The organism is Flavobacterium sp. (assembly GCF_035292545.1).
Lineage (GTDB): Bacteria > Bacteroidota > Bacteroidia > Flavobacteriales > Flavobacteriaceae > Flavobacterium.
The window spans coordinates 1-19,396 of the sequence record NZ_DATDPV010000062.1; the positions used below are offsets into that span (position 1 = coordinate 1).

19 protein-coding genes are annotated in these 19,396 nt (G+C 32.9%); 5 read left to right on the forward strand and 14 right to left on the reverse strand.

Annotated features, from left to right (window positions below; all coding sequences use genetic code 11):
* Window positions 1–365: T9SS type A sorting domain-containing protein (locus tag VI621_RS10365; RefSeq protein WP_324218314.1), on the forward strand; the 365-nt coding region annotated here is incomplete at its 5' end.
* A 753-nt stretch (window positions 366–1,118) separates the two neighbouring features.
* Here the strand turns inward: VI621_RS10365 and VI621_RS10370 are convergent.
* The 14 genes from VI621_RS10370 to VI621_RS10435 all read right to left on the reverse strand — a co-directional run bounded on the left by VI621_RS10370 (window position 1,119) and on the right by VI621_RS10435 (window position 16,628).
* Window positions 1,119–1,787: a response regulator gene (locus tag VI621_RS10370; RefSeq protein WP_324218315.1), complete on the reverse strand. Its 669-nt coding sequence runs from the start codon at window positions 1,785–1,787 to the stop codon at window positions 1,119–1,121.
* Window positions 1,788–1,798: 11 nt separating this feature from the next.
* Window positions 1,799–3,265 carry a tetratricopeptide repeat-containing sensor histidine kinase gene (locus VI621_RS10375; RefSeq protein WP_324218316.1) on the reverse strand — a complete coding sequence of 489 codons (1,467 nt, stop codon included), beginning with the start codon at window positions 3,263–3,265 and terminating at the stop codon, window positions 1,799–1,801.
* A gap of 446 nt (window positions 3,266–3,711) precedes the next feature.
* A complete protein-coding gene (locus tag VI621_RS10380; protein WP_324218317.1) occupies window positions 3,712–4,428 on the reverse strand; it encodes an anaerobic ribonucleoside-triphosphate reductase activating protein in 717 nt (238 codons plus the stop codon).
* Entirely contained in the window at window positions 4,382–4,549 is a 168-nt protein-coding gene (gene nrdD, locus VI621_RS10385) for an anaerobic ribonucleoside-triphosphate reductase (RefSeq protein WP_324218318.1), read from the reverse strand. Before nrdD ends, VI621_RS10380 begins: the two co-directional genes overlap by 47 nt.
* Window positions 4,533–6,647 (reverse strand): ribonucleoside triphosphate reductase, encoded by a 2,115-nt coding sequence (locus tag VI621_RS10390; protein ID WP_324218319.1) that lies wholly within the window; start codon window positions 6,645–6,647, stop codon window positions 4,533–4,535. The genes nrdD and VI621_RS10390 overlap by 17 nt, the downstream gene beginning before the upstream one ends.
* A gap of 295 nt (window positions 6,648–6,942) precedes the next feature.
* Window positions 6,943–8,493 (reverse strand): L-aspartate oxidase, encoded by a 1,551-nt coding sequence (gene nadB, locus VI621_RS10395; RefSeq protein WP_324218320.1) that lies wholly within the window; start codon window positions 8,491–8,493, stop codon window positions 6,943–6,945.
* Window positions 8,493–9,422: a quinolinate synthase NadA gene (gene nadA / locus VI621_RS10400; RefSeq protein WP_324218321.1), complete on the reverse strand. Its 930-nt coding sequence runs from the start codon at window positions 9,420–9,422 to the stop codon at window positions 8,493–8,495. Before nadA ends, nadB begins: the two co-directional genes overlap by 1 nt.
* 32 nt (window positions 9,423–9,454) lie before the next feature.
* Window positions 9,455–10,792, reverse strand: coding sequence for a cbb3-type cytochrome c oxidase subunit I (locus VI621_RS10405; protein ID WP_324218322.1), 1,338 nt, complete (start codon window positions 10,790–10,792; stop codon window positions 9,455–9,457).
* On the reverse strand, window positions 10,782–11,225 hold the full coding sequence (locus VI621_RS10410; protein ID WP_324218323.1) for a cytochrome c: 444 nt from the start codon (window positions 11,223–11,225) through the stop codon (window positions 10,782–10,784). Before VI621_RS10410 ends, VI621_RS10405 begins: the two co-directional genes overlap by 11 nt.
* Window positions 11,226–11,716: 491 nt before the next feature.
* Window positions 11,717–12,304 (reverse strand): DNA polymerase ligase N-terminal domain-containing protein, encoded by a 588-nt coding sequence (locus VI621_RS10415; protein ID WP_324218324.1) that lies wholly within the window; start codon window positions 12,302–12,304, stop codon window positions 11,717–11,719.
* Between the two features lie 29 nt (window positions 12,305–12,333).
* Window positions 12,334–12,726: a hypothetical protein gene (locus tag VI621_RS10420; RefSeq protein ID WP_324218325.1), complete on the reverse strand. Its 393-nt coding sequence runs from the start codon at window positions 12,724–12,726 to the stop codon at window positions 12,334–12,336.
* 144 nt (window positions 12,727–12,870) lie between these two features.
* Window positions 12,871–13,101: an ABC transporter permease gene (locus VI621_RS10425; protein WP_324218326.1), complete on the reverse strand. Its 231-nt coding sequence runs from the start codon at window positions 13,099–13,101 to the stop codon at window positions 12,871–12,873.
* Window positions 13,102–13,248: 147 nt separating this feature from the next.
* Window positions 13,249–13,563, reverse strand: coding sequence for a rhodanese-like domain-containing protein (locus tag VI621_RS10430; protein WP_324218327.1), 315 nt, complete (start codon window positions 13,561–13,563; stop codon window positions 13,249–13,251).
* Between the two features lie 128 nt (window positions 13,564–13,691).
* Window positions 13,692–16,628 (reverse strand): M4 family metallopeptidase, encoded by a 2,937-nt coding sequence (locus tag VI621_RS10435; RefSeq protein ID WP_324218328.1) that lies wholly within the window; start codon window positions 16,626–16,628, stop codon window positions 13,692–13,694.
* Between the two features lie 183 nt (window positions 16,629–16,811).
* On the opposite strand from VI621_RS10435, the gene VI621_RS10440 reads away from it, so the two are divergent.
* The 4 genes from VI621_RS10440 to VI621_RS10455 all read left to right on the forward strand — a co-directional run bounded on the left by VI621_RS10440 (window position 16,812) and on the right by VI621_RS10455 (window position 19,351).
* Complete coding sequence (locus tag VI621_RS10440; protein ID WP_324218329.1) at window positions 16,812–17,267, forward strand: MarR family winged helix-turn-helix transcriptional regulator; 456 nt, start codon at window positions 16,812–16,814, stop codon at window positions 17,265–17,267.
* Between the two features lie 34 nt (window positions 17,268–17,301).
* Window positions 17,302–17,934, forward strand: coding sequence for an NAD(P)H-dependent oxidoreductase (locus VI621_RS10445; protein WP_324218330.1), 633 nt, complete (start codon window positions 17,302–17,304; stop codon window positions 17,932–17,934).
* Between the two features lie 26 nt (window positions 17,935–17,960).
* Window positions 17,961–18,530, forward strand: a complete 570-nt coding sequence (locus VI621_RS10450) for a YceI family protein (protein ID WP_324218331.1) — start codon at window positions 17,961–17,963, stop codon at window positions 18,528–18,530.
* Between the two features lie 263 nt (window positions 18,531–18,793).
* A complete protein-coding gene (locus tag VI621_RS10455) occupies window positions 18,794–19,351 on the forward strand; it encodes a YceI family protein (RefSeq protein WP_324218332.1) in 558 nt (185 codons plus the stop codon).
* Window positions 19,352–19,396 lie beyond the last annotated feature (45 nt).

The window sequence follows — 19,396 nt, forward strand, 5'->3', positions numbered from 1 at the left end:
GGCATTGCCATATCCTGTCACATGAAGACCATGAAATGATGCGCCCGTTTTATGTTGGCACAATGGCATCAAAAATAGCGGTAGTGGAGGATGAGCAAATGTTTAATGTAAAAGTAACCCCTAATCCAATTACTGACCAAACTACTATCAGGATGGAAATAAACGTGGATGGAAATTATAAAGCTGAAATTTACAATGCGTTAGGACAACGGATTAATTTGCTCACTGATGCTTACTATGAAAAAGGAATTCATAATTTATCGTTGAAAGAAATAGGAACTGGAATGGTTGAAAACGGAATTTATTTTCTACACATTAAAGGTGCCGGAGGAGAACGTAAAATAAAGCTATTGCTCAACCATTAGTCAGGCTAAATTTATAAATAATAAAGAATTGCTCCATTGTTAATCTAATCGGGCAATTCTTTAATTATAGGCTTCAGTTTATATTCCACATCTAATTCAAAAAGCTTATTTCGAGTTAAAAACATTGAAATTAACGGACTTCATAAACATTTTTTAGTCCAAATGATAAAACTTTTTAATCAAATAATCCAGAACAAAATACAGTAAAGTGGCTACCACGGTAAAGGAAATTATAAAACTAATCAGGTTTAAAACAATATTAGGGATGAACCTCAATTTGGGATGCATATAGTATGGCTCCCGATGCAGCCTTTCGTGAATATTTTGTTTTACTATTTGGATTTTCTTTTTGATATTTCAGTAATTTTAAAATCAACCTCATCCATAAATTGAACTGTTGATTATTTGGATTCTAAATTAAGCAATTAATTTAATATAAATAAGTTATGAAACTAAAAAAGAGAATAGCCTTACGGAAATTCTCTTTTTTAGTTTTTATTATTAAAATTTGAAGTATAAGTAACGTTTTAAATGTCGCATTGAAAGAATTGCTGTTTTTCCTGTTTATTTTTTCAACATTTTAAACAACAAATAAATTACACAAACTATACCCACTAACATTACAACCAATTGAATTGACAATAATAAATCAATAATAAAAAATATTAATGTTCTCATTTAATTTTATTTATTTTCAAACTTACTAAAATTAAACATGGAATCCTTACGGAAACCCGTAATGAAGCAAAAATACTATACCAAACCTAAATCTTTAGCCATCGCAATTAGATGAACATTGTTATTCGCCTTAAAATAAATCTTGAGTTTGTTGATACGTTTTTCGATGCTGCTGGTTCCGTTTGGAATAATATGCGCATTTTTGAATTGGTTTGCGATTTCATCTAAAATGAGTCCTCTTGACAATAACTTCAGCAGCTCGATATCGTAAGTTTCAATTTCGAGCAGCGATTTGTCATTCATAACATGCGAAAGTTCGGAAGAAAGAATTTTTTCATTGCTTTGATATATAGATTGTATGGCTTTTTGGAGCTCCGGAATACTGTTGCGTCCTTTCATTATATAGCCGTCAATTCCTAATGACTCAAAAAGCGATTTCACTCTAAATGATTTATCTTCAATAGAATATACGATAATTTTTATATTGGGTTGTATTTTTTTTACGGCAGCTATAAGTTCTTCGCCCGAATTGAGTTTGTTTTCACGATGGTCTGCCTTGTAGGATAAATCGGTGATCAACAATTCGAAAGGATCGTTTTCGGCTTGCGCTTTTTTTATTTTCAAAAAGGTATCATCACAGTATTTGGCATATTGAATTTCAGGAATGTAAAGAGATTCCAATGCCTGAACAACTGCTATATTGATACTGTCAAAATCTTCGGATACAACAACTTTTTTGAACATAATAATCCATTTTAAATTGGAAATGCTATACTTACTTTAAACCCTCTATGGTTTGAATTATCAAAAGTAAGCGTTCCATTTATGGCATGAATACGGTTTTCCACATTTAGTAGTCCATTTTTCAAGTTTATTTTGTCAGGCGCTGCTCCGATGCCGTTATCACTGTATTCTATCTGAATTTTTTTATCAATTTTTTTAAAAGTTATAACCACAATACTACATTGACTGTGCTTTTTCATATTAACCAACAGTTCCTGGAGGATACGATACACCGTGATTTTCTTATTGGTTGCTAGAGTTATATTTTGCAATACATCCAGGCCATTAACCAAAACATTCACCTTATCATTACTATAATTGGACATCATTTCCTTGAGATGGACTACAAAATGAGGGCCAACATGTATCGTGCTGTTTTCTTTGGAAATGTTTCGTGTTCTGGAATAGATGTTATCCAGATCATTAAGGAGGATTTCTTTGTTGTTTTCTGTCGATAAATCCTGCGTTTCGGCAAAAGTCATTGCATGATAAACATCATTTGCCAATTCGTCATGAAGCTTTTTGGAAATTCGGGTTTCTGTATTATAGGAAACTATAATCTTTTCTTTCTTGTTTTTAGTATTTAAAAAGTTAATTACAAATATTGCAAGAGCAATCAGAACCGATACTACAAAATACATAAGTAACGTACTGTTTTTTTGTCGTTCCAATAGAAGGGTAGTTTCTGTTTTCTGGGTAGTTAGTTTCAGGTTTTCCGCTCTATTCTGGTCGCTGTCATATTTGATTTTAGCAAATTGATTTTTGGCATTATTACGCACTTTTAAAATACTGTCATTGAGCCTTATATATTCCACTGCATAGGTATTGTTTCCGTTTTCAAAATTATTGGAAACTAAAAAAGATAAAGATTCAAGCCTTTCGTTAATACTATGAATATGTTTGGTGGTTTGATAGGCTTCCATGGCATATTTCTTAGCCATTTGAGGCTGTGTTTTTTGAAAAAATTCAGCAAGATGTAAACAGCTTCCAATAATGCCATAGGAATCATTACTTTTTTTTCTGATGTTCAATGCCTCATTCATCAGGGGAAAACCCTCCTTATTCCGATCCGATTTATAGTAAGAATAGCCCAAATTGTCCAAAACTCTTGCTTTTTTCACATAGAAGGTGTCCAAAATATTTGATTTTAGGATTGGTTCTAATAGCTTAATGGAAGAATTAAACTCTTTTTTCTGGATATAAACTGATGCTTTATTATTATCAATGGAAATTCTGGCCAAAGTATCTTTAGTGGTACTTTTAGCTTTATCATAATAATATAAGGCATCATCATAATTGGAAAGTTCTTTAGATGAAATTCCCAAAAGATTATATGCAGCCGATTCATAAAGCAAGTTGCATTGTGTATAAGGCAAGGCTTCAATTAGTGTTTTTTCGCTCCCAAGATAATCGCTAAAAACCTGTTGAACATTCGCCATCTGGATTAAATTGTAAGCAATCGATACACTGTCATTCTCTAACTCATATAAAATTTTGGCGCGATTATAAAAATAAAAAGCACTGTCAAATTTTTGGTTAGTATAATTTGAAACTCCTAAATCTAAAAATTTCCTTGCTTGAATAGCATTTTCAGTTATAGCTTTTTTAGTTTTTGAGGCTATCTTAGTCTTGGAAGTATCTTTGCAAGAACACATCCCCAGCAAAAAGAGGATTATAAAAAAAAAGCGATAAAACTTATTAAATTTCATTCCTCGAATTTAGCAAAATAATACTTAATGTACTAAACATATCTTTATATTTTTTATCAACGTTTTTTGTAGCATACCGCTTTCTCATTACAATTAGCAATAATGCAGCACATAAAAAGATGACTCCTATAAACTTATATTTATGGATACTAATTTTCCGTAACTTTTCTTTGCAATCAACCTCTAAAATGCACTTCTATTTTTGCTGTCGAGAGGTTTTTATTATTTAATTCTCGCGAAGAATACCCCAGTTTTTCTAATGTAGGCACTTCATTTACAAAATATTGAATATAATAATTTCCATTATAATGTTTTTTTTTTAAATAATCAATCATCATTCGAAGTTCCGTTTCATTGATTAAATCAGAATGTACTGTGGTGCGAACTTCAAATGAAATTCCGCTTTCTATCAATAAATGTAAGGATTTTTCAAATGGCGGAAAAAGTTGAGATTGTGTTATCCTTTCAAAACTCGATGGAATTGCTTTAAAATCTAAAGCGACATAATCTATTACTTGGTTTTTTATCAGTTTTTGCAAAACATCAGGTCTTGAACCATTGGTATCAATTTTTATGGAAAAACCTAAGTTTTTAATTTCCTCAATCAATGATAGGATATTTTTATGCAACAAACATTCGCCTCCGCTAAAAACCACAGCATCCAGCAAGTTTTTACGGGACTGGAGAAATGAAAGTACTTTTTCAAATGAAATTTTACCTTTCCCCAGTACAATTTCAGGATTATAACAGTACAAACAACGCATATTACAGCCTGCAAACCAAAGAATGCAAGCTGATTTATGCGGATAATCTAATAAGGTGAAAGGCGTTATGCTAAAAATGGGTTTAGCTACACTTTCCTTCAGAGAAATGGGTTCGTTGTTTGTGTTCACCTTTTTTACCAATATTAAAGCTTTCTACGGGTCTGTGATAACCCATTACGCGTGTGTATACTAAGCATCTGGTGCGCAAATGCTGGTTTTGTTCTAAAATCGGACTAGTGGTTGTTTTCATATATTTCAGTTTTATGGTTTTCTATAAGATGGTCATCACATTTCGGGCAATACTCATGTTCGCCATTCAAATAACCATGAACGGGACATACGCTAAATACTGGTGTTACTGTGATGTAAGGCAATTTAAAATTCGACAATACTTTTTTGACAAACTGCTTACAAGCTTCAGGAGAGCTGATTTTTTCTGTCATATACAAGTGTAAAACTGTTCCGCCAGTGTATTTACATTGCAATTCATCTTGTAAAAACAAGGCTTCAAAAGGATCTTCGGTAAAATCAACCGGAATTTGTGAACTATTGGTGTAATAGATATTTTCTTCCTGTCCGGCTTGTAAAATGTCTGGAAAGCGTTTTTTGTCTTCTTTAGCAAAACGATACGTGGTTCCCTCGGCCGGAGTAGCTTCAAGATTGTATAAATTCCCGGTTTCTTCCTGGAATTCTTTCATTCGACTTCGAATATGATCTAAAATTTCGGACGCAAATTCGATTCCTGAAGTAGAAGTAATAGCGTCTTGATTTCCAGTATAATTTACAATCATTTCGTTCATACCATTCACTCCAATAGTCGAAAAATGATTTCTGAAATGTTGCAAATACCTTTTGGTATAAGGATACAAACCTCGATCGTACATTTCCTGAATAAATACTCTTTTTTTCTCTAAAGTTGATTTAGAGATATATAATAATTTATCCAATTGTTTGAATAATTCCTCTTTATTTCCTTTGAATAAATAGCCCAAACGTGCCATATTGATAGTAACCACACCAATACTTCCCGTCATTTCGGCGCTGCCAAAAAGGCCATTTCCCCGTTTTAACAATTCCCGTAAATCGAGTTGCAAACGACAGCACATGCTGCGAACTGCATTGGGTTTATAGGCATTCGGATTTTCGACTTTATTGCCATTTTCATCCAAAACATATTGACTTCCTATAAAATTCTGGAAATATGAAGATCCTATTTTTGCTGTATTTTCAAAAAGCAGGTCTGTATTTTCACCATCCCAATCAAATTCTTCGGTGATGTTTACCGTTGGAATCGGAAAAGTAAAAGGTTGTCCGTTAGCATCACCTTCGGTCATTACCGTATAATAGGCTTTATTTATAAGGTTCATTTCCTTTTGAAAATGCTCGTAACGTAAATCGGTAACCTTTGTTACTCCGCGCTCTTTGGCTTTTACTAAAAGATCGTAACTAAAATTATTCTCGAAAAAGTGCAAGTCATTTTTTGTTGGAATTTGTTCTTTCAAATCATCAGGAACTACCCAATCCAACGTAATATTTGTGAAAGGCGATTGCCCCCAACGCGCCGGAACATTCAAATTGTAAACAAAACTGCGAACCGCTTTCAGCACCTCATCAAAAGTCAAATCGTCTTTGAAAACATAGGGTGCCAAATAGGTGTCAAATGAACTAAAAGCTTGTGCTCCGGCCCATTCACTTTGCAAAATTCCCAAAAAATTGGCCATTTGTCCCAAAGCTTCCCTAAAATGCGATGGCGCCTTACTCTCCACTCTGCCGCGAATGCCATTAAAACCTTCGTTAAGCAGCACTCGCAAGCTCCATCCGGCACAATAACCCGTCAAACAATCTAAATCATGAATGTGGATATCGCCATTTCTATGCGCATAACCTTCTTCCTTGGAATAAACTTTATCTAACCAATAATTGGCGATGATTTTTCCGGCGACATTATTGACCAAACCTGCGTTAGAATAGGAGGTATTGGCATTGGCATTGATGCGCCAATCGGTTTGTTCTACATATTCATTGATGGTTTGTGTGCTGTCTACATATGTTGTGTCTTCGTTCAACCCATCAACATGTTCGCGTTGTAATTTGCGGGTATGCCGGTACAGCATAAACGAACGCATCACTTCAAAATACTGTTTTTTGAAAAGGTTTTTCTCTATTAAATCCTGAATTTCTTCAACGGCCCAGATTTCTTTGGATTGCAATTCTTTTATCACATTTTCAAAAACATGTTCATCAAATGTTATGGTGACACTTTTGAAAGATTTTTCAATCGCATCCTTTATTTTAAAACTTTCAAACGGTTTATACGCGCCGTTTCTTTTGATTACATATTTTTCCATAACCTTATATATTTGATTTGTTTAACTTGATTGTATTTTAAAATGGAGTAAAATAAAAACCTGATTTTCTAAATCTCTACTTTTTTGATGACCTTTAAAAAATTCAATTTCTATTACAAATTTACATTAATTTTTAATAAAGGATAATTTTGTCCTATTTATATTTATCAACTTTGATAGTTTATAAATATATTAGTATCAATGCTATAGATTACTTATTTTTTCTTATTTTATAAATTTTAATTTCCAAAAAATAAAATAATAAAAAAAGGTTTTTTGTCTGGTTTTAACTTGATTACATAACGCTTTGCACCATTTTACCAAATGCAAATTTTACAAAACCACCACGATTTTCATCCCTTAAAATAGATTGCTGAACAATTAAATTTCCAATAGCAATCATGTTTTTCAGTTCATATAGGTCAGAACTAATTTGGGAGTTTCTACATTTTTCTTCTATTTCTATTTGCCATTCGTTGAGTTGTTCTTTGGCATTAAGCAAATCAGAATCGTAGCGAACAATTCCAGCATTTTGACGCATTAAAAATTGTAAATCGGCTTTTCTTTTCTCAATATAACCCGAATTTATTTTTGGTTTTTTAACTAATTCAAAATCAGGAACAGTGCGATTGAAATTTGTTTTTTTGAAAGTATTATTTGCTAAATAGTTATAAATTTTATCCGAATAGACCAAAGCTTCCAACAAGGAATTTGAGGCTAACCGATTGGCCCCGTGCAAACCTGTTCGGGAACATTCGCCACAGGCAAATAAATTTCCAATATCAGTTTTTCCGTTTTTATCAACATTAATTCCACCGCAGAGATAATGCTGCGCTGTAACTACTGGTATCCAGTCTTTTGCAATGTCAATTCCAATACTTTTGCATCGGTCATAAATCATTGGAAAGTGTTTTATGAATGCCTTTAAATCCAGATGAGTGCAATCCAAATAAACACAATTATTGTTCGATTTTTTAAGTTCCAGATCTATACTTTGTGAAACAATATCACGTGAAGCCAATTCGGCTCTGTCATCATAATTCAGCATAAACCGGTCGCCCTTTTTCGTTCGCAAATAGGCTCCAAAGCCACGAACTGCCTCAGAAATTAAAAATTTTGAACGGGAAGAATCTTCATATAAAGCTGTAGGATGAAATTGAATAAATTCCATATCACTGATAGCGGCACCTGCGCGACTTGCCATCGCAATTCCATCTCCTGTTGCAATCACAGGATTGGTTGTATGTCCATAAAGATGTCCTATTCCACCAGTGGCAAGTACCGTAAAATCCGATTGGAAAGTAATAATCTCTTTCGTTTTTTGGTTTAAAACATAAGCACCCAGACAATAATTATTTTCAGTTATCAAATCAAGTGCGAAATAATGGTCTAAAACCGTGATGTTTTCTTTTTGATGCACTTGCTCTAAAATAGCACGTTCAATTTCATAACCTGTCTGGTCTTTATGATGTACTACCCTATTTTGGGAATGCCCGCCTTCTTTGCCTAAATCAAAATTTCCATTAGCCTTTTTATCAAATTGAGCGCCCCATTCTATTAGTTCATTCAATCGTTTTGGACCTTGGGTAATAACCATTTCGACCACGCTTTTATCACAAAGACCATCGCCACAAATTAGGGTATCCTGAATGTGTTTTTGATAGGAATCTTCTGTTTTGTCAGTAACAATGGCTATACCGCCCTGCGCATATTTTGTGTTCGATTCGCCTTCATTTGATTTAGTTACAATTGCGACCTTTTTATCCGGAAATCGCTCTGTTATTTTTATCGCAAAGGTCAGCCCTGCAACTCCTGAACCGATGATTAAGTAATTTGTTGGTATCATTATTTTGATAATTCAAGCATTCGTTCAATAGGCAATAATGCTTTTTCTCTGATATCTTCGGGAACATTAATTTCCGGACTTTCATTGAGCAGACAATTATAAAGTTTCTGCAAGGTGTTCATTTTCATAAACGCACATTCACTACAGGCACAAGTGTTATCCTCTTGGGCCGGTGCCGGAATCAATGTTTTTTCAGGAACTTCCTGTTGCATTTTGTAAAGAATTCCTGCTTCGGTGGCTACAATAAATTTATTGCTTGAGTTGGTTTTCACATAATCAATCATTCCTGCAGTAGAACCAATATAACTTGCGGTTTCCAAAATAGATGTTTCCGATTCGGGGTGTGCAATGATGGTAGCATCAGGATGTAGTTTGCAAAGCGCAATAAGTTTATCCAATGAAAACGCTTCGTGAACCACACAGGAACCATCCCAAAGTAACATGTCACGTCCTGTTTTACTGATAATATATTTTCCTAAATTTTTATCGGGTGCAAAAATAATCGGGAATTTTTTCGGGACTGATTCTACTATTTTCACTGCATTAGATGAAGTACAAACGATATGACTCAGGGCTTTAATTTCGGCCGAACAATTCACATAAGTAATCACAATGTGATCGGGATGCTGGTCAATAAATTTCTTAAACAAATCAGGCGGACAGGATTCTGCTAATGAACAGCCTGCTTTTAAATCGGGTAGAATTACTTTTTTGGTTGGATTTAAAATTTTGGCGGTTTCTGCCATAAAATGAACCCCTGCAAAAAGAATAATATCCGCATCGGTTTTCATTGCTTCTTGCGACAATCCTAAGCTATCCCCAACATAATCTGCGACTTCCTGGATATCGGCTTCCTGATAATAATGGGCTAAAATCACCGCATTTTTCTCTTTTTTTAATTCTAATATTTTTTCTTTAAGACTTTTCATTTTTTTGAAAATTTAAAATAAAATTGCATTTCTTATAAAATCTCTTTTGCCTGATAGGCTTTTGCCAATTGTTTTATCGCTGGAATGACAATCAATGATAATCCAATAAAAATCCCAATTCCAAAAAGTAAAAAAACGCAATAATACCAATGGAGGGATTCCTGCATTTTTGAAAAAGAGATTCCTTTTGTAAAATACATCCAATTACTTTTTTTAATTCCGGCTAACAATAAACTAATCCAAAAAACCAGCAAGGAAACATTGAAAATTTTATAGCCCCATTGTAATTGATTCCTTTGGAAATTAAAATTGGGATTAACCTTGGAAACTATAAATAAAACCGAGGCTAGTAAAATCGTTGTGTTAATTCCTATGGTGGTTCCCATAGAATGCGCTACCGTAATATGTGTTCCGTGAGTAAACAAATTAATCGCGGGAATGGAAAACAATAAAGCCAGAATTAAATTTAGAAAAATCCAGATATCGGCAGTTACAAGAAATTTGTAGGGTAAAAAATATTTAATTTTAGTCGCTGTGGGGAGGGTTTTTCGCCATGTATAAATGATGTGAAACAAAATAATCCATTCGGTCATGCTAATTCCGTAGGCAACATAACGTACCCATGGCTCAGTAGGAATAATATAAACATGATGTGCCCATCCGAACATTAGATTGGTTAATCCCAAAAAGTAAAAAAAGAACGATTCCTGTTGGCGTCCAATAGTATCATCGCCTTTAATTTTTGCCATTAAAAAAATTGCGGTTCCATAAACCAACATGTTCCAGGCACCTACAAATGAACCGCCGGCTTTCCATTGAATGGCTAAATTTTTTATAAAATTCTCTCTGAAATAAGGTAACAGCCAAAAATAGGCTTCACTTAAATGATACATCATAAAAATAATTCCCGTACCCCACATCCAATAATAAACGGGCCAATTAGCCACTTTTCCGACCAAAGTTTTGAAATAATTAATTCCAAAAAGCAACCATCCGATAAGTATGGGGAGAATTAACATCGGAGCAAATTCTAAATATTCCTTTCCTCCCATATTACCCGTAAAATACGAAATATAAATCCCTATTCCAGTGGCAATAAAAATCACAAAATGAGTTTGAGTAAGTTTTTTTGAAAAAATTTGAAGCTTTTCGGAATTGGATATATAAAAATAAATTCCACCTGTTGCGCAAAGAATAATCCATGAAATAACAGTTGTAACATGAAAAGGTCGCAAACGGTCAAATGAAAGAATTTCTTTCACAAAATCGGGAAGAAGGTATTGCAGTCCTGCTAAAACTCCAAATAAAATACCCAATAGCAAAGCTAAAAGTGCAGTTATGACAAATAATAAAGCAGTTTTATTTTTCATTCTTATTCTTATATTGAATATCAACCCAACCATTTGGTTTGATTTTAGCATTGTGATTTGGGTAATAACCTGACTGATCAACTTCTTTCAGAAAAGCTACCAATGCTTCTTTGTCTTTCTCCGAAAAATTAAATTGAGGCATAGACTTAATTCCACTATTTAAATAGGCCTTTATGTAATCCGGTCCTTTTTCTTTTGTAGAAAAAACATTGGTTAAATCCGGCCCAAGATAACCTCCCAAACCGTATAATTGATGACAGGAATAGCAATTGTTTTCTTGCCAAAGTGTTTGTCCTTCAATGGCTTTTGGACTTAAAATGGTAGTATATTCTGAATTATCTTTAGTGTATATAGTAAAATTATACAAGCTAAAGACAGTCACCAAACACGCCATAAACGTTAAATAAAATCGGGTATTTACCGTTTTCCTCATAGTTGTAATTTACTTATGTTGACAAAACTATTCCAATAAAGAACAAAAAAGAATGATATTAATCAGGTTTTGAATTTTGCAAATTTGCTGCTCAATTAAAAGAGATCTTACTGCAATTACAATAAACAAAATAGGACTTACCACTATATTTTGACTCTATACACCATAAAATGTATTGACTGATAATTTTGTATTCTTAAAATGTTAAATCATTCTAATCCCTAATTAAAGATATTTTCATCCTTAATTGCACGGGGTCAAAAATACGAAAAAATCAATAATGGACAATTTTATCCTTAATTCTTTTTTGAAATTCCATTATAAGATTAAAATTTGCTCTCATGAAAAAAAAATAATCTAATTTTGAAAAAAAAGAGGATTTAAATTATCCTACAGAAATAAAGTATTGATGAAAATTCCAGACAATAAAAGTATAAATGGAGAGAAAAACCTCTTATTGGTATAATTTCACTTATTGGGGTTTATTTATATTAACTTTTTGCAGATTTATTTTCTAATGATTCTAAAGTTGCATTAGAAATTACAGATTTGTCTTTTTTTAAAATATCATCGTCAGTCGCGTACGGGTCATCTTTTTTAATCAAAAGCCAGGCATTGTCTTGTTTGCCTTTAAATTTTACTAGGGAAAATTCCCCTTTCAATTTTTTCCCTTTCAGAATAAAACTGAGGTGCCCTTCGTCTAAATCTTCTTTTAGTTTATTTTCAACGCTTCCTTTATATTTTTCTTCGGATGGAGTGTAAGTTCCATTATCCCAAACGATAACAGTACCTGCGCCATAATTGCCTTCCGGAATGGTGCCTTCAAAATCTTTGTAGTTGTAAGGATGATCCTCTACCATAATCGCGAGGCGTTTTTCTTCAGGATTCATGGATGGCCCTTTAGGAATTGCCCAACTTTTTAATACGCCATCCAATTCAAGCCGAAAATCATAATGCAAATGCGATGCAGCATGTTTTTGCACTACAAAAATCAATTCATTTTGCGATTTTTTAATCTCAGCTTCGGGTTCAGCGGTTGAGCTAAAATTGCGTTTTTGACTGTATTTATCTAAAGTCATTGTAAATATGATTTAGCGTAGTACTTTTATTAACTCTTTTTTCTGGGTTTAGTTTTTCGTTGTGACGGAGAATCAGCTCCATTTTCATCCAGATCATTATGATTATCACCGCCTATGCTGTAATAATTATTTTCTTCATCTTCACTTCCAATATTTTCCCTTTCATTATCCAATTCTGAACCGGGAATATCTAAATCACTTCCGGATAAATCCCCTTCAAAATCTTTTAAACTCAATTCCTTAACGATTTCATTTTTGTCCGTTATTTTATTTTTGGAAATATCTTCAGGGTTTATTTCCGTTTCTTCCTGGAAGTTATTATAAATATCTTCACTTGGAGGATAGTGTGGATAACCCGGAAAATCATTTTTTTCTACTTTGTCCGGTTTCAGATTAGCTGGATTGTTGACTTTCTTTTTCATATTGCTGGAATTAATTTATAGATTACTAAGTTACGTATTTTTGGCCAAAATCTGTTGCCAAATTTTTTAAAATCTTGATTAAATTTGATGCTTAATAAAGTTAAAATAATGATTTTAAGCCATTTACAATACGATTTATTCATATCACAAAGCTTCTATTGGATTCAACCTTGATGCTTTCAGCGCTGGGTAATACCCGAAAAATACGCCTGTAACAAAGCAAACCAAAAAAGAAAGCACAACGGAAGATTGGGTAATTAAAGTGGGCCAATACATAAAATGGGTTATCAATTTCGTAGTAGTAATACCCCGCAATGCCCCAATTAATCCTCCGGAAATACTGATCATAATCGCTTCAATTAGGAACTGCATCAAAATATCCGTTTTTTTTTTTTTTGCATATCCATGGTGTTTATCTCTAAAATATAGAACTTGATAACTTCAATATTAAACCCCATAAAAAAACCGTAAAACTTATTATTTAAGTGTTACGGTTTTTTAAATTTATGATTTGTATTGCTTTTATTCCGGCAGAACCACTTCGCCTTGCCATTGCATCATTCCGCCCACAAGATTATAAGTGTTTTCAAACCCCATTTGGTTCATCAAATTACAGGCTTGCTCGCTTCTTCCACCTGATCTGCAATAGACATAATAATTTTTGGATTTATCCAATTCATCAATTCGATAAATAAATCCTTGGCCTTTATAGATATCGATGTTAATGGCCTTTGGAATAATTCCTTCATTGCACTCGTCTTCAGTTCTCACATCCAGAATTACTGCGTTTTCATCTTGCTCCAGTTGTGCAACCCAATCTTCTTGTCTTAGATTCATTTTATATCGAATAATGTTTTTATAATTATCAAAATTGGTGAAAAATAAATTATCAAAAAAATGTTTCACAACAAAAATCCCGAATGCAAGATTACATTCGGGATTTTCAAAGAATTGAAAAAATGATATTATTCTATAATTAACTTTTTAGAAGCCTTTTTTCCATCGCTTTCAACATTCAATATATAAACACCTTTTGAAAGTGCATTGAATTTGAGTTCTTGATTAAAAGATATATCTGAATTATTAAATGATTTATTATAAATATTTCTTCCGCTTATGTCATATAAAGTAACTTTCACATCACTGTTTGTACTTAGCGAAAGTGTCACCGTTCCTTTAGAAGGATTTGGATAAACCGCAAAACTGTTAAAATTATTTTCCGTCGTTGACAAAACTGATGTTCCTGTTATAACAAAATTATCAATAATGGCACCTTCTTCTGCAACAGCTTCGTCAGAATGGAATACAAATCTAAATAACATATCAGATTGTGGTGTTGCTCCGCCGTATCCAAAAGCAGCTAAACTATGACTGTATTCTCTCATTTGCGCATTAGTACCACCACCTGAATTTGCAAGAGCACCCTCGCCTGTCCATTGTCCCCCAATACAATTGAAACAATCAGTACCATTAGGCATTCTGGAACTTGTATACCAAGTCGGACTGGATCCTGTTCCTAAATTACTCCATGAAGTCCCTCCATTTGTTGAATATTGCATATAAATTAAATCCCAATCAGTTTCAAGGTCAAAAGCCATATTGAATTTTAAGACTGGATTAGTAATATTTGCAAGATTGTAACATTGGGAAACTAAAAATGCTTTAGTCTGATCCGGATACAATCCTGTCACATTGGTAGCATATACTGGCGAATTCCCTGCAACAGTGTTACTTAATTGTGTTTTTGCAGATATTCCTCTTTGCCATAAATTATTTGTTCCAGCTTCATCAATAGATACTAAAATATCAGTTGCGGCATCAAAAGTATTCACCAAATTTACAGTTCCGGCATCATTGACAATTATAAATGAAGTTTTTGTATTGTTTGTTGCATTACCATCACTCGTAATTGTTGTTGTTACAGTTAGTGTATGTGTGCCTCTTGTTAAAGCACCTATAGTTAAAGGATAATCCACTATTTGACAATTTGTTAAGTTTCCATTCCAAACCAAATTTGTATTTGTACCACCATCAATATTATAAGAAATATTTACTGATGAAATTGTGTTTGTTCCGGCATTTTCAAATTTAATAACTGGATTAATAGAAGCACCACATGCTACAGAAATATTTTGTGTCACATTTTTTAACGCGACATCATTAGAATAACTTACGTATTGTTCGCCTACATTTACAGCATACCATGCATTGGTAACGGAGATTACCTCTGGACTTGTCGAGCAGTATAAATTTCCGGCAACAGTTAATGTTGCAATTCTGGCATCTGCATAAGTAGCGTTTGAAGTTAAATAGTCTCTTTCTGCTAAATACGCAATTTCAGCCGATTTTACCATTCCAATTCCTGTTACGTTATAAACATCTGGTATTGGTGCATTATTCGTTCCTGATTTACCTGCAGTTAAAATATAAAACCAATGGTTCAAAACTCCACTATTATTATGAACGCCACAATTATCATTTCCACTTGATGGCACACATGCACCTTCATCCCCTGTTGTAGTCCAACTTGTTCCTAAATAAGTATCCGGATTGCCTCTTGATAATGGATTACTCATTGATCTAAGCGGATTAAAAGATAAATCTTCTCCGATTTTCCATACTGCTGCAGATGGTGTTCCTGTTAAAGAACCTGTTCTGCCATAATGTTCTATACAAGCTCCCCAAATATCTGAAAAACCTTCATTCATTCCTCCTGACTGATTTTGATACGCCAAATCGGCGGTATAACTACAAATGGCATGACCGATTTCATGACCACAAACATCTATTGAAGTTAAAATATTTGTTGAGGTATTTCCATCTCCATAGGTCATAACGCTGCCGTTCCAAAAAGCATTTACTAAATTTTGATTTGCTACACTTCTATAATGAACATAACTTTTAATCATTGCTCCATTATCATCAAAACTATTTCTTCCAAAAATATTCATCCAAAAATCATACGTTTTCTCCGCACCCCAATGTGCGTCTAAAGCGCCATTATCTTTATTAAAATTATTAAATTCAGCTGATGTCCAGTTATTATCAGTATCCTTAAAATGTACATCTTGATAAACTGTTTGTTTCTCACAGTTATAAGTAACTATACCGTTTCCTCTGGTAGCATCTAAAAGAACATGTTTATTTGAAAAACCTTCTAAAGTAGTTTCAATGTTTCTTGCTCCGCTATATTTGGTATCTGCATTTCCTGAAACCAGCATTTCAATTGTTTTAGAAGATGTTTCGATTTCTTTTTCAGAAATCAATCTAGTGGCATGTTTGATAATTGGATTTTTATATAAAATTTGTCCGGTATGTGCATCAACAAAAATTTCTTCTCTTGAAACTGGCTCTGTTGCATAGATATCGAATTTATAAGCCAGTCTCGTTTGACCAGTCTTAACTATAGGAAAAATTACCAATTCCCCTTCCGGTTTTTTGTAATTCATTATTTTAGATTGCTCAGCATCATCCCAAAGGTATTTTTGAGCGTGCGTATCTATCAATGCTCTTTCTAATGCATCATTTTTACTAAAAGTAGGAATTAGATTCAATTCGGAAGCATTATATAACTCCCCATTTACTGAAATGACAGCTCCATTAATACTATGAGTAATCAACATTCCAAACTGAACTTTAATTCCTTTATAGAATTGTTGATTTCTTTGATGGCTTATTCCAGCGTTATCAATTGATGCTTTTTTAGCTTCAAATGTGTTTCCTTTTCCCAAATTATACCCTTTTATAAATGCAGAAATAGCAGCATCTATTGGAATACCACTTTCAAACTTTAAGGTTTTTTGAAAAGGAGCATCTTCTTTCATCTTGTTATTATCCTGACCAGAAACCGTAGCGGAAATAAATATTAACAATAAAAATGAATAAAAATAATGGTTTGTCATAATGAATTTAGTTTTTCAATTTTAAATAGGGTGCGAATATATTAATAATTAATGAGTTTCATAAAAACTAAAAAAAAAAATTATAACAAAATAAAATAATATTAACAAAAAAATAACACGACATTTGTAGGTACAAATAAAAAACATGTTACATTTGTACCTACAAATATTGTAATAACAATTATGACAATTGAAGATATCATAAAATCAAATTCTCCTTTAGCAATTCCAAAGAAAACGGTGTTGAATATTTTGTATACGCAGAATATTATTACCGAAAAATTCAGTGAATTGCTAAAACCCTACGATCTTTCCGAAGAACAGTTCAATGTTTTGAGAATCCTGAGAGGTCAAAAAGGGAAACCCGCCAATATGTGTTTAATTCAGGAACGCATGTTAGCCAAAACCAGTAACACCACTCGATTGGTTGATAAATTATTACTGAAAGATTTCGTTACCCGTGAAGTTTGCCCTGATAACCGACGAAAAATGGAAGTTCAAATTACTCAAAAGGGACTTGCTCTATTATCGGAATTAGACCCAAAAGTAATCGAGCACGAATTGTCTTTTTCAAATAATTTAAATTCGGAGGAATTAGATCAATTGAATGTTCTATTGGAGAAATTCAGAAAACAATAAAAACAAACACCAAATTAATTAAGCAAATACGAATATGAGTAATTTCATTCACCATCAAAATTGGAGATACGCCACCAAAAAATTTGATACTACCAAAAAAATCTCAACCGAAGATTTAAATATATTAAAAGAAGCCATTCGATTAAGTTCATCCTCATATGGATTACAACCTTATAAAGTTTTAATCATTGAAAATGAAGATTTACGCGAAAAACTGAAACCTTTTGCCTGGGGACAAAGTCAAATTACCGATGCCTCGCAGCTTATTGTTTTTGCCAATGAAATCAATATTGGCGATGCTGAAATTGACACTTACATCAACAATATCAGTGAAACAAGAGGTATTCCGGCTGAAAACCTTTCGGGTTATGGTGACTTTATGAAATCTAAAATTACGCCTTTGGCACAGGATTTGAAGAACATCTGGACATCCAAACAAACCTATCTAGCTTTAGGGAATTTATTGAATGCTGCAGCAGAATTAAAAATTGATGTTACACCAATGGAAGGTTTTGATGCAACTGCTTTCAACGAAATTCTTGGCCTGACTGAAAAAGGTTTGAATGCATCCGTTATTGCAACCATCGGCTATCGTCATGAAGATGATGATACGCAACATTATAAAAAAGTAAGAAAATCGAACGAAGAATTATTTATTACACTCTAATTATAAACATTAAACTAAATTAAAACATGAAAAATTTAAAAACAATTGCAATTGCGCTATTAGTAGCATTCGGAACAGTAACAGTAACTGCTCAAACCAAAAAAGTAAATGCTTCAAAAAGTGAAATCAACTGGGTTGGAAAAAAAGTAACCGGACAACATGAAGGTACAATTAACCTTCAAGATGGTGTCTTAGTTTTCAAAAAGAAAAAATTAGTTGGTGGAAATTTCACCGTAAATATGGCTTCTATATCAACTACTGATTTGAAAGCGGGAAAAGGAAAAGAAAAATTGGATGGCCATTTAAAAGCTGATGATTTCTTTGGAACTGAAAAATTCCCAACTTCGACTTTAGTTTTCAAAACTATCACTGCAAAAGCTAACAACGTATATACCGTTACTGCAGATTTAATGATTAAAGAAAAAACAAATCCAATCACTTTTGATATTACTGTTAACGGAAATAAAGCAACTACCGCTTTAAAAATAGACAGAACAAAATACGATATCAAATACGGTTCAGGCAGTTTCTTCGACAATTTAGGAGACAAAGCTATCTCTGATGAATTTGAATTAAACGTTGCATTACTGTTCTAATTAAAACTAAACAAATTCTATAAACAAACCCTGATAAGAAATTATCAGGGTTTTGTTTTTATATTTTTTAATAAATAAAATTTTAATTAAATAAAAATAATACGCTCATTATCAGGCTGTAAATTAAATTCAAATTGTTTTTATTGTAACTTTGTCAAAATACTCAATACAGTATCACCATCAAAAAATAGTTATAAGTAAATGACACTGTTTTGAATAGTAAGCGAAGAAAAATCAAGTCTTAATTATTAAAATCAATTACAATGAATAAGATACTAACCGTTTTATTGGTATTATTTACCAGTATTGCAATTTCAGCACAGACCAAGCCGATAAATACTTCGAAGAGTAAAATTACCTGGATTGGAAAAAAGGTAACTGGCCAACATCAGGGAATTATTAAATTAAAAGAAGGGGCGTTAGTTTTTAAAAATAAAAAAATAGTCGGAGGAAATTTCATTGCTGATATGACTACGCTTATTAATACGGATCAAGCCGGAAAAGACAAAGCAAAATTGGAAGGGCATTTAAAATCCAGCGATTTTTTTGATGTTGATAATCATAAAACTTCCAAATTAGTATTCAAATCTATCGCCGAAAAAAAGCCAAATTCTTATACCATAACTGCTGATTTAACCATAAAAGGCAGGACCAACCCTGTTAAGTTTGACATGGTTGTTAAAGGCAGAATCGCTTCCGCAAAATTTGCAATCGATCGTACAAAATATGGTATTCAGTATGGTTCCGGAAGTTTTTTCGATGACTTGGGGGATCGTACCATTTATGATGAATTTGATTTAGATGTGTTATTATTTTTCTGAAAAAACCGAATTGCTGAATTTGTATTTTTAAAAACAAAATCACAT

What these genes read in the sequence shown, in the direction of transcription:
- VI621_RS10455 (WP_324218332.1), top strand. Translation starts at nt 18,794, where the DNA reads ATGAATAAGATACTAACCGTTTTATTGGTATTATTTACCAGTATTGCA.
- VI621_RS10415 (WP_324218324.1), bottom strand. Translation starts at nt 12,304, where the DNA reads ATGACTTTAGATAAATACAGTCAAAAACGCAATTTTAGCTCAACCGCT.
- VI621_RS10430 (WP_324218327.1), bottom strand. Translation starts at nt 13,563, where the DNA reads ATGAATCTAAGACAAGAAGATTGGGTTGCACAACTGGAGCAAGATGAA.
- VI621_RS10450 (WP_324218331.1), top strand. Translation starts at nt 17,961, where the DNA reads ATGAAAAATTTAAAAACAATTGCAATTGCGCTATTAGTAGCATTCGGA.
- VI621_RS10435 (WP_324218328.1), bottom strand. Translation starts at nt 16,628, where the DNA reads ATGACAAACCATTATTTTTATTCATTTTTATTGTTAATATTTATTTCC.
- VI621_RS10390 (WP_324218319.1), bottom strand. Translation starts at nt 6,647, where the DNA reads ATGGAAAAATATGTAATCAAAAGAAACGGCGCGTATAAACCGTTTGAA.
- VI621_RS10420 (WP_324218325.1), bottom strand. Translation starts at nt 12,726, where the DNA reads ATGAAAAAGAAAGTCAACAATCCAGCTAATCTGAAACCGGACAAAGTA.
- VI621_RS10445 (WP_324218330.1), top strand. Translation starts at nt 17,302, where the DNA reads ATGAGTAATTTCATTCACCATCAAAATTGGAGATACGCCACCAAAAAA.
- VI621_RS10410 (WP_324218323.1), bottom strand. Translation starts at nt 11,225, where the DNA reads ATGAGGAAAACGGTAAATACCCGATTTTATTTAACGTTTATGGCGTGT.
- VI621_RS10375 (WP_324218316.1), bottom strand. Translation starts at nt 3,265, where the DNA reads ATGGCGAATGTTCAACAGGTTTTTAGCGATTATCTTGGGAGCGAAAAA.
- nrdD (WP_324218318.1), bottom strand. Translation starts at nt 4,549, where the DNA reads ATGAAAACAACCACTAGTCCGATTTTAGAACAAAACCAGCATTTGCGC.
- nadB (WP_324218320.1), bottom strand. Translation starts at nt 8,493, where the DNA reads ATGATACCAACAAATTACTTAATCATCGGTTCAGGAGTTGCAGGGCTG.
- nadA (WP_324218321.1), bottom strand. Translation starts at nt 9,422, where the DNA reads ATGAAAAGTCTTAAAGAAAAAATATTAGAATTAAAAAAAGAGAAAAAT.
- VI621_RS10405 (WP_324218322.1), bottom strand. Translation starts at nt 10,792, where the DNA reads ATGAAAAATAAAACTGCTTTATTATTTGTCATAACTGCACTTTTAGCT.
- VI621_RS10440 (WP_324218329.1), top strand. Translation starts at nt 16,812, where the DNA reads ATGACAATTGAAGATATCATAAAATCAAATTCTCCTTTAGCAATTCCA.
- VI621_RS10370 (WP_324218315.1), bottom strand. Translation starts at nt 1,787, where the DNA reads ATGTTCAAAAAAGTTGTTGTATCCGAAGATTTTGACAGTATCAATATA.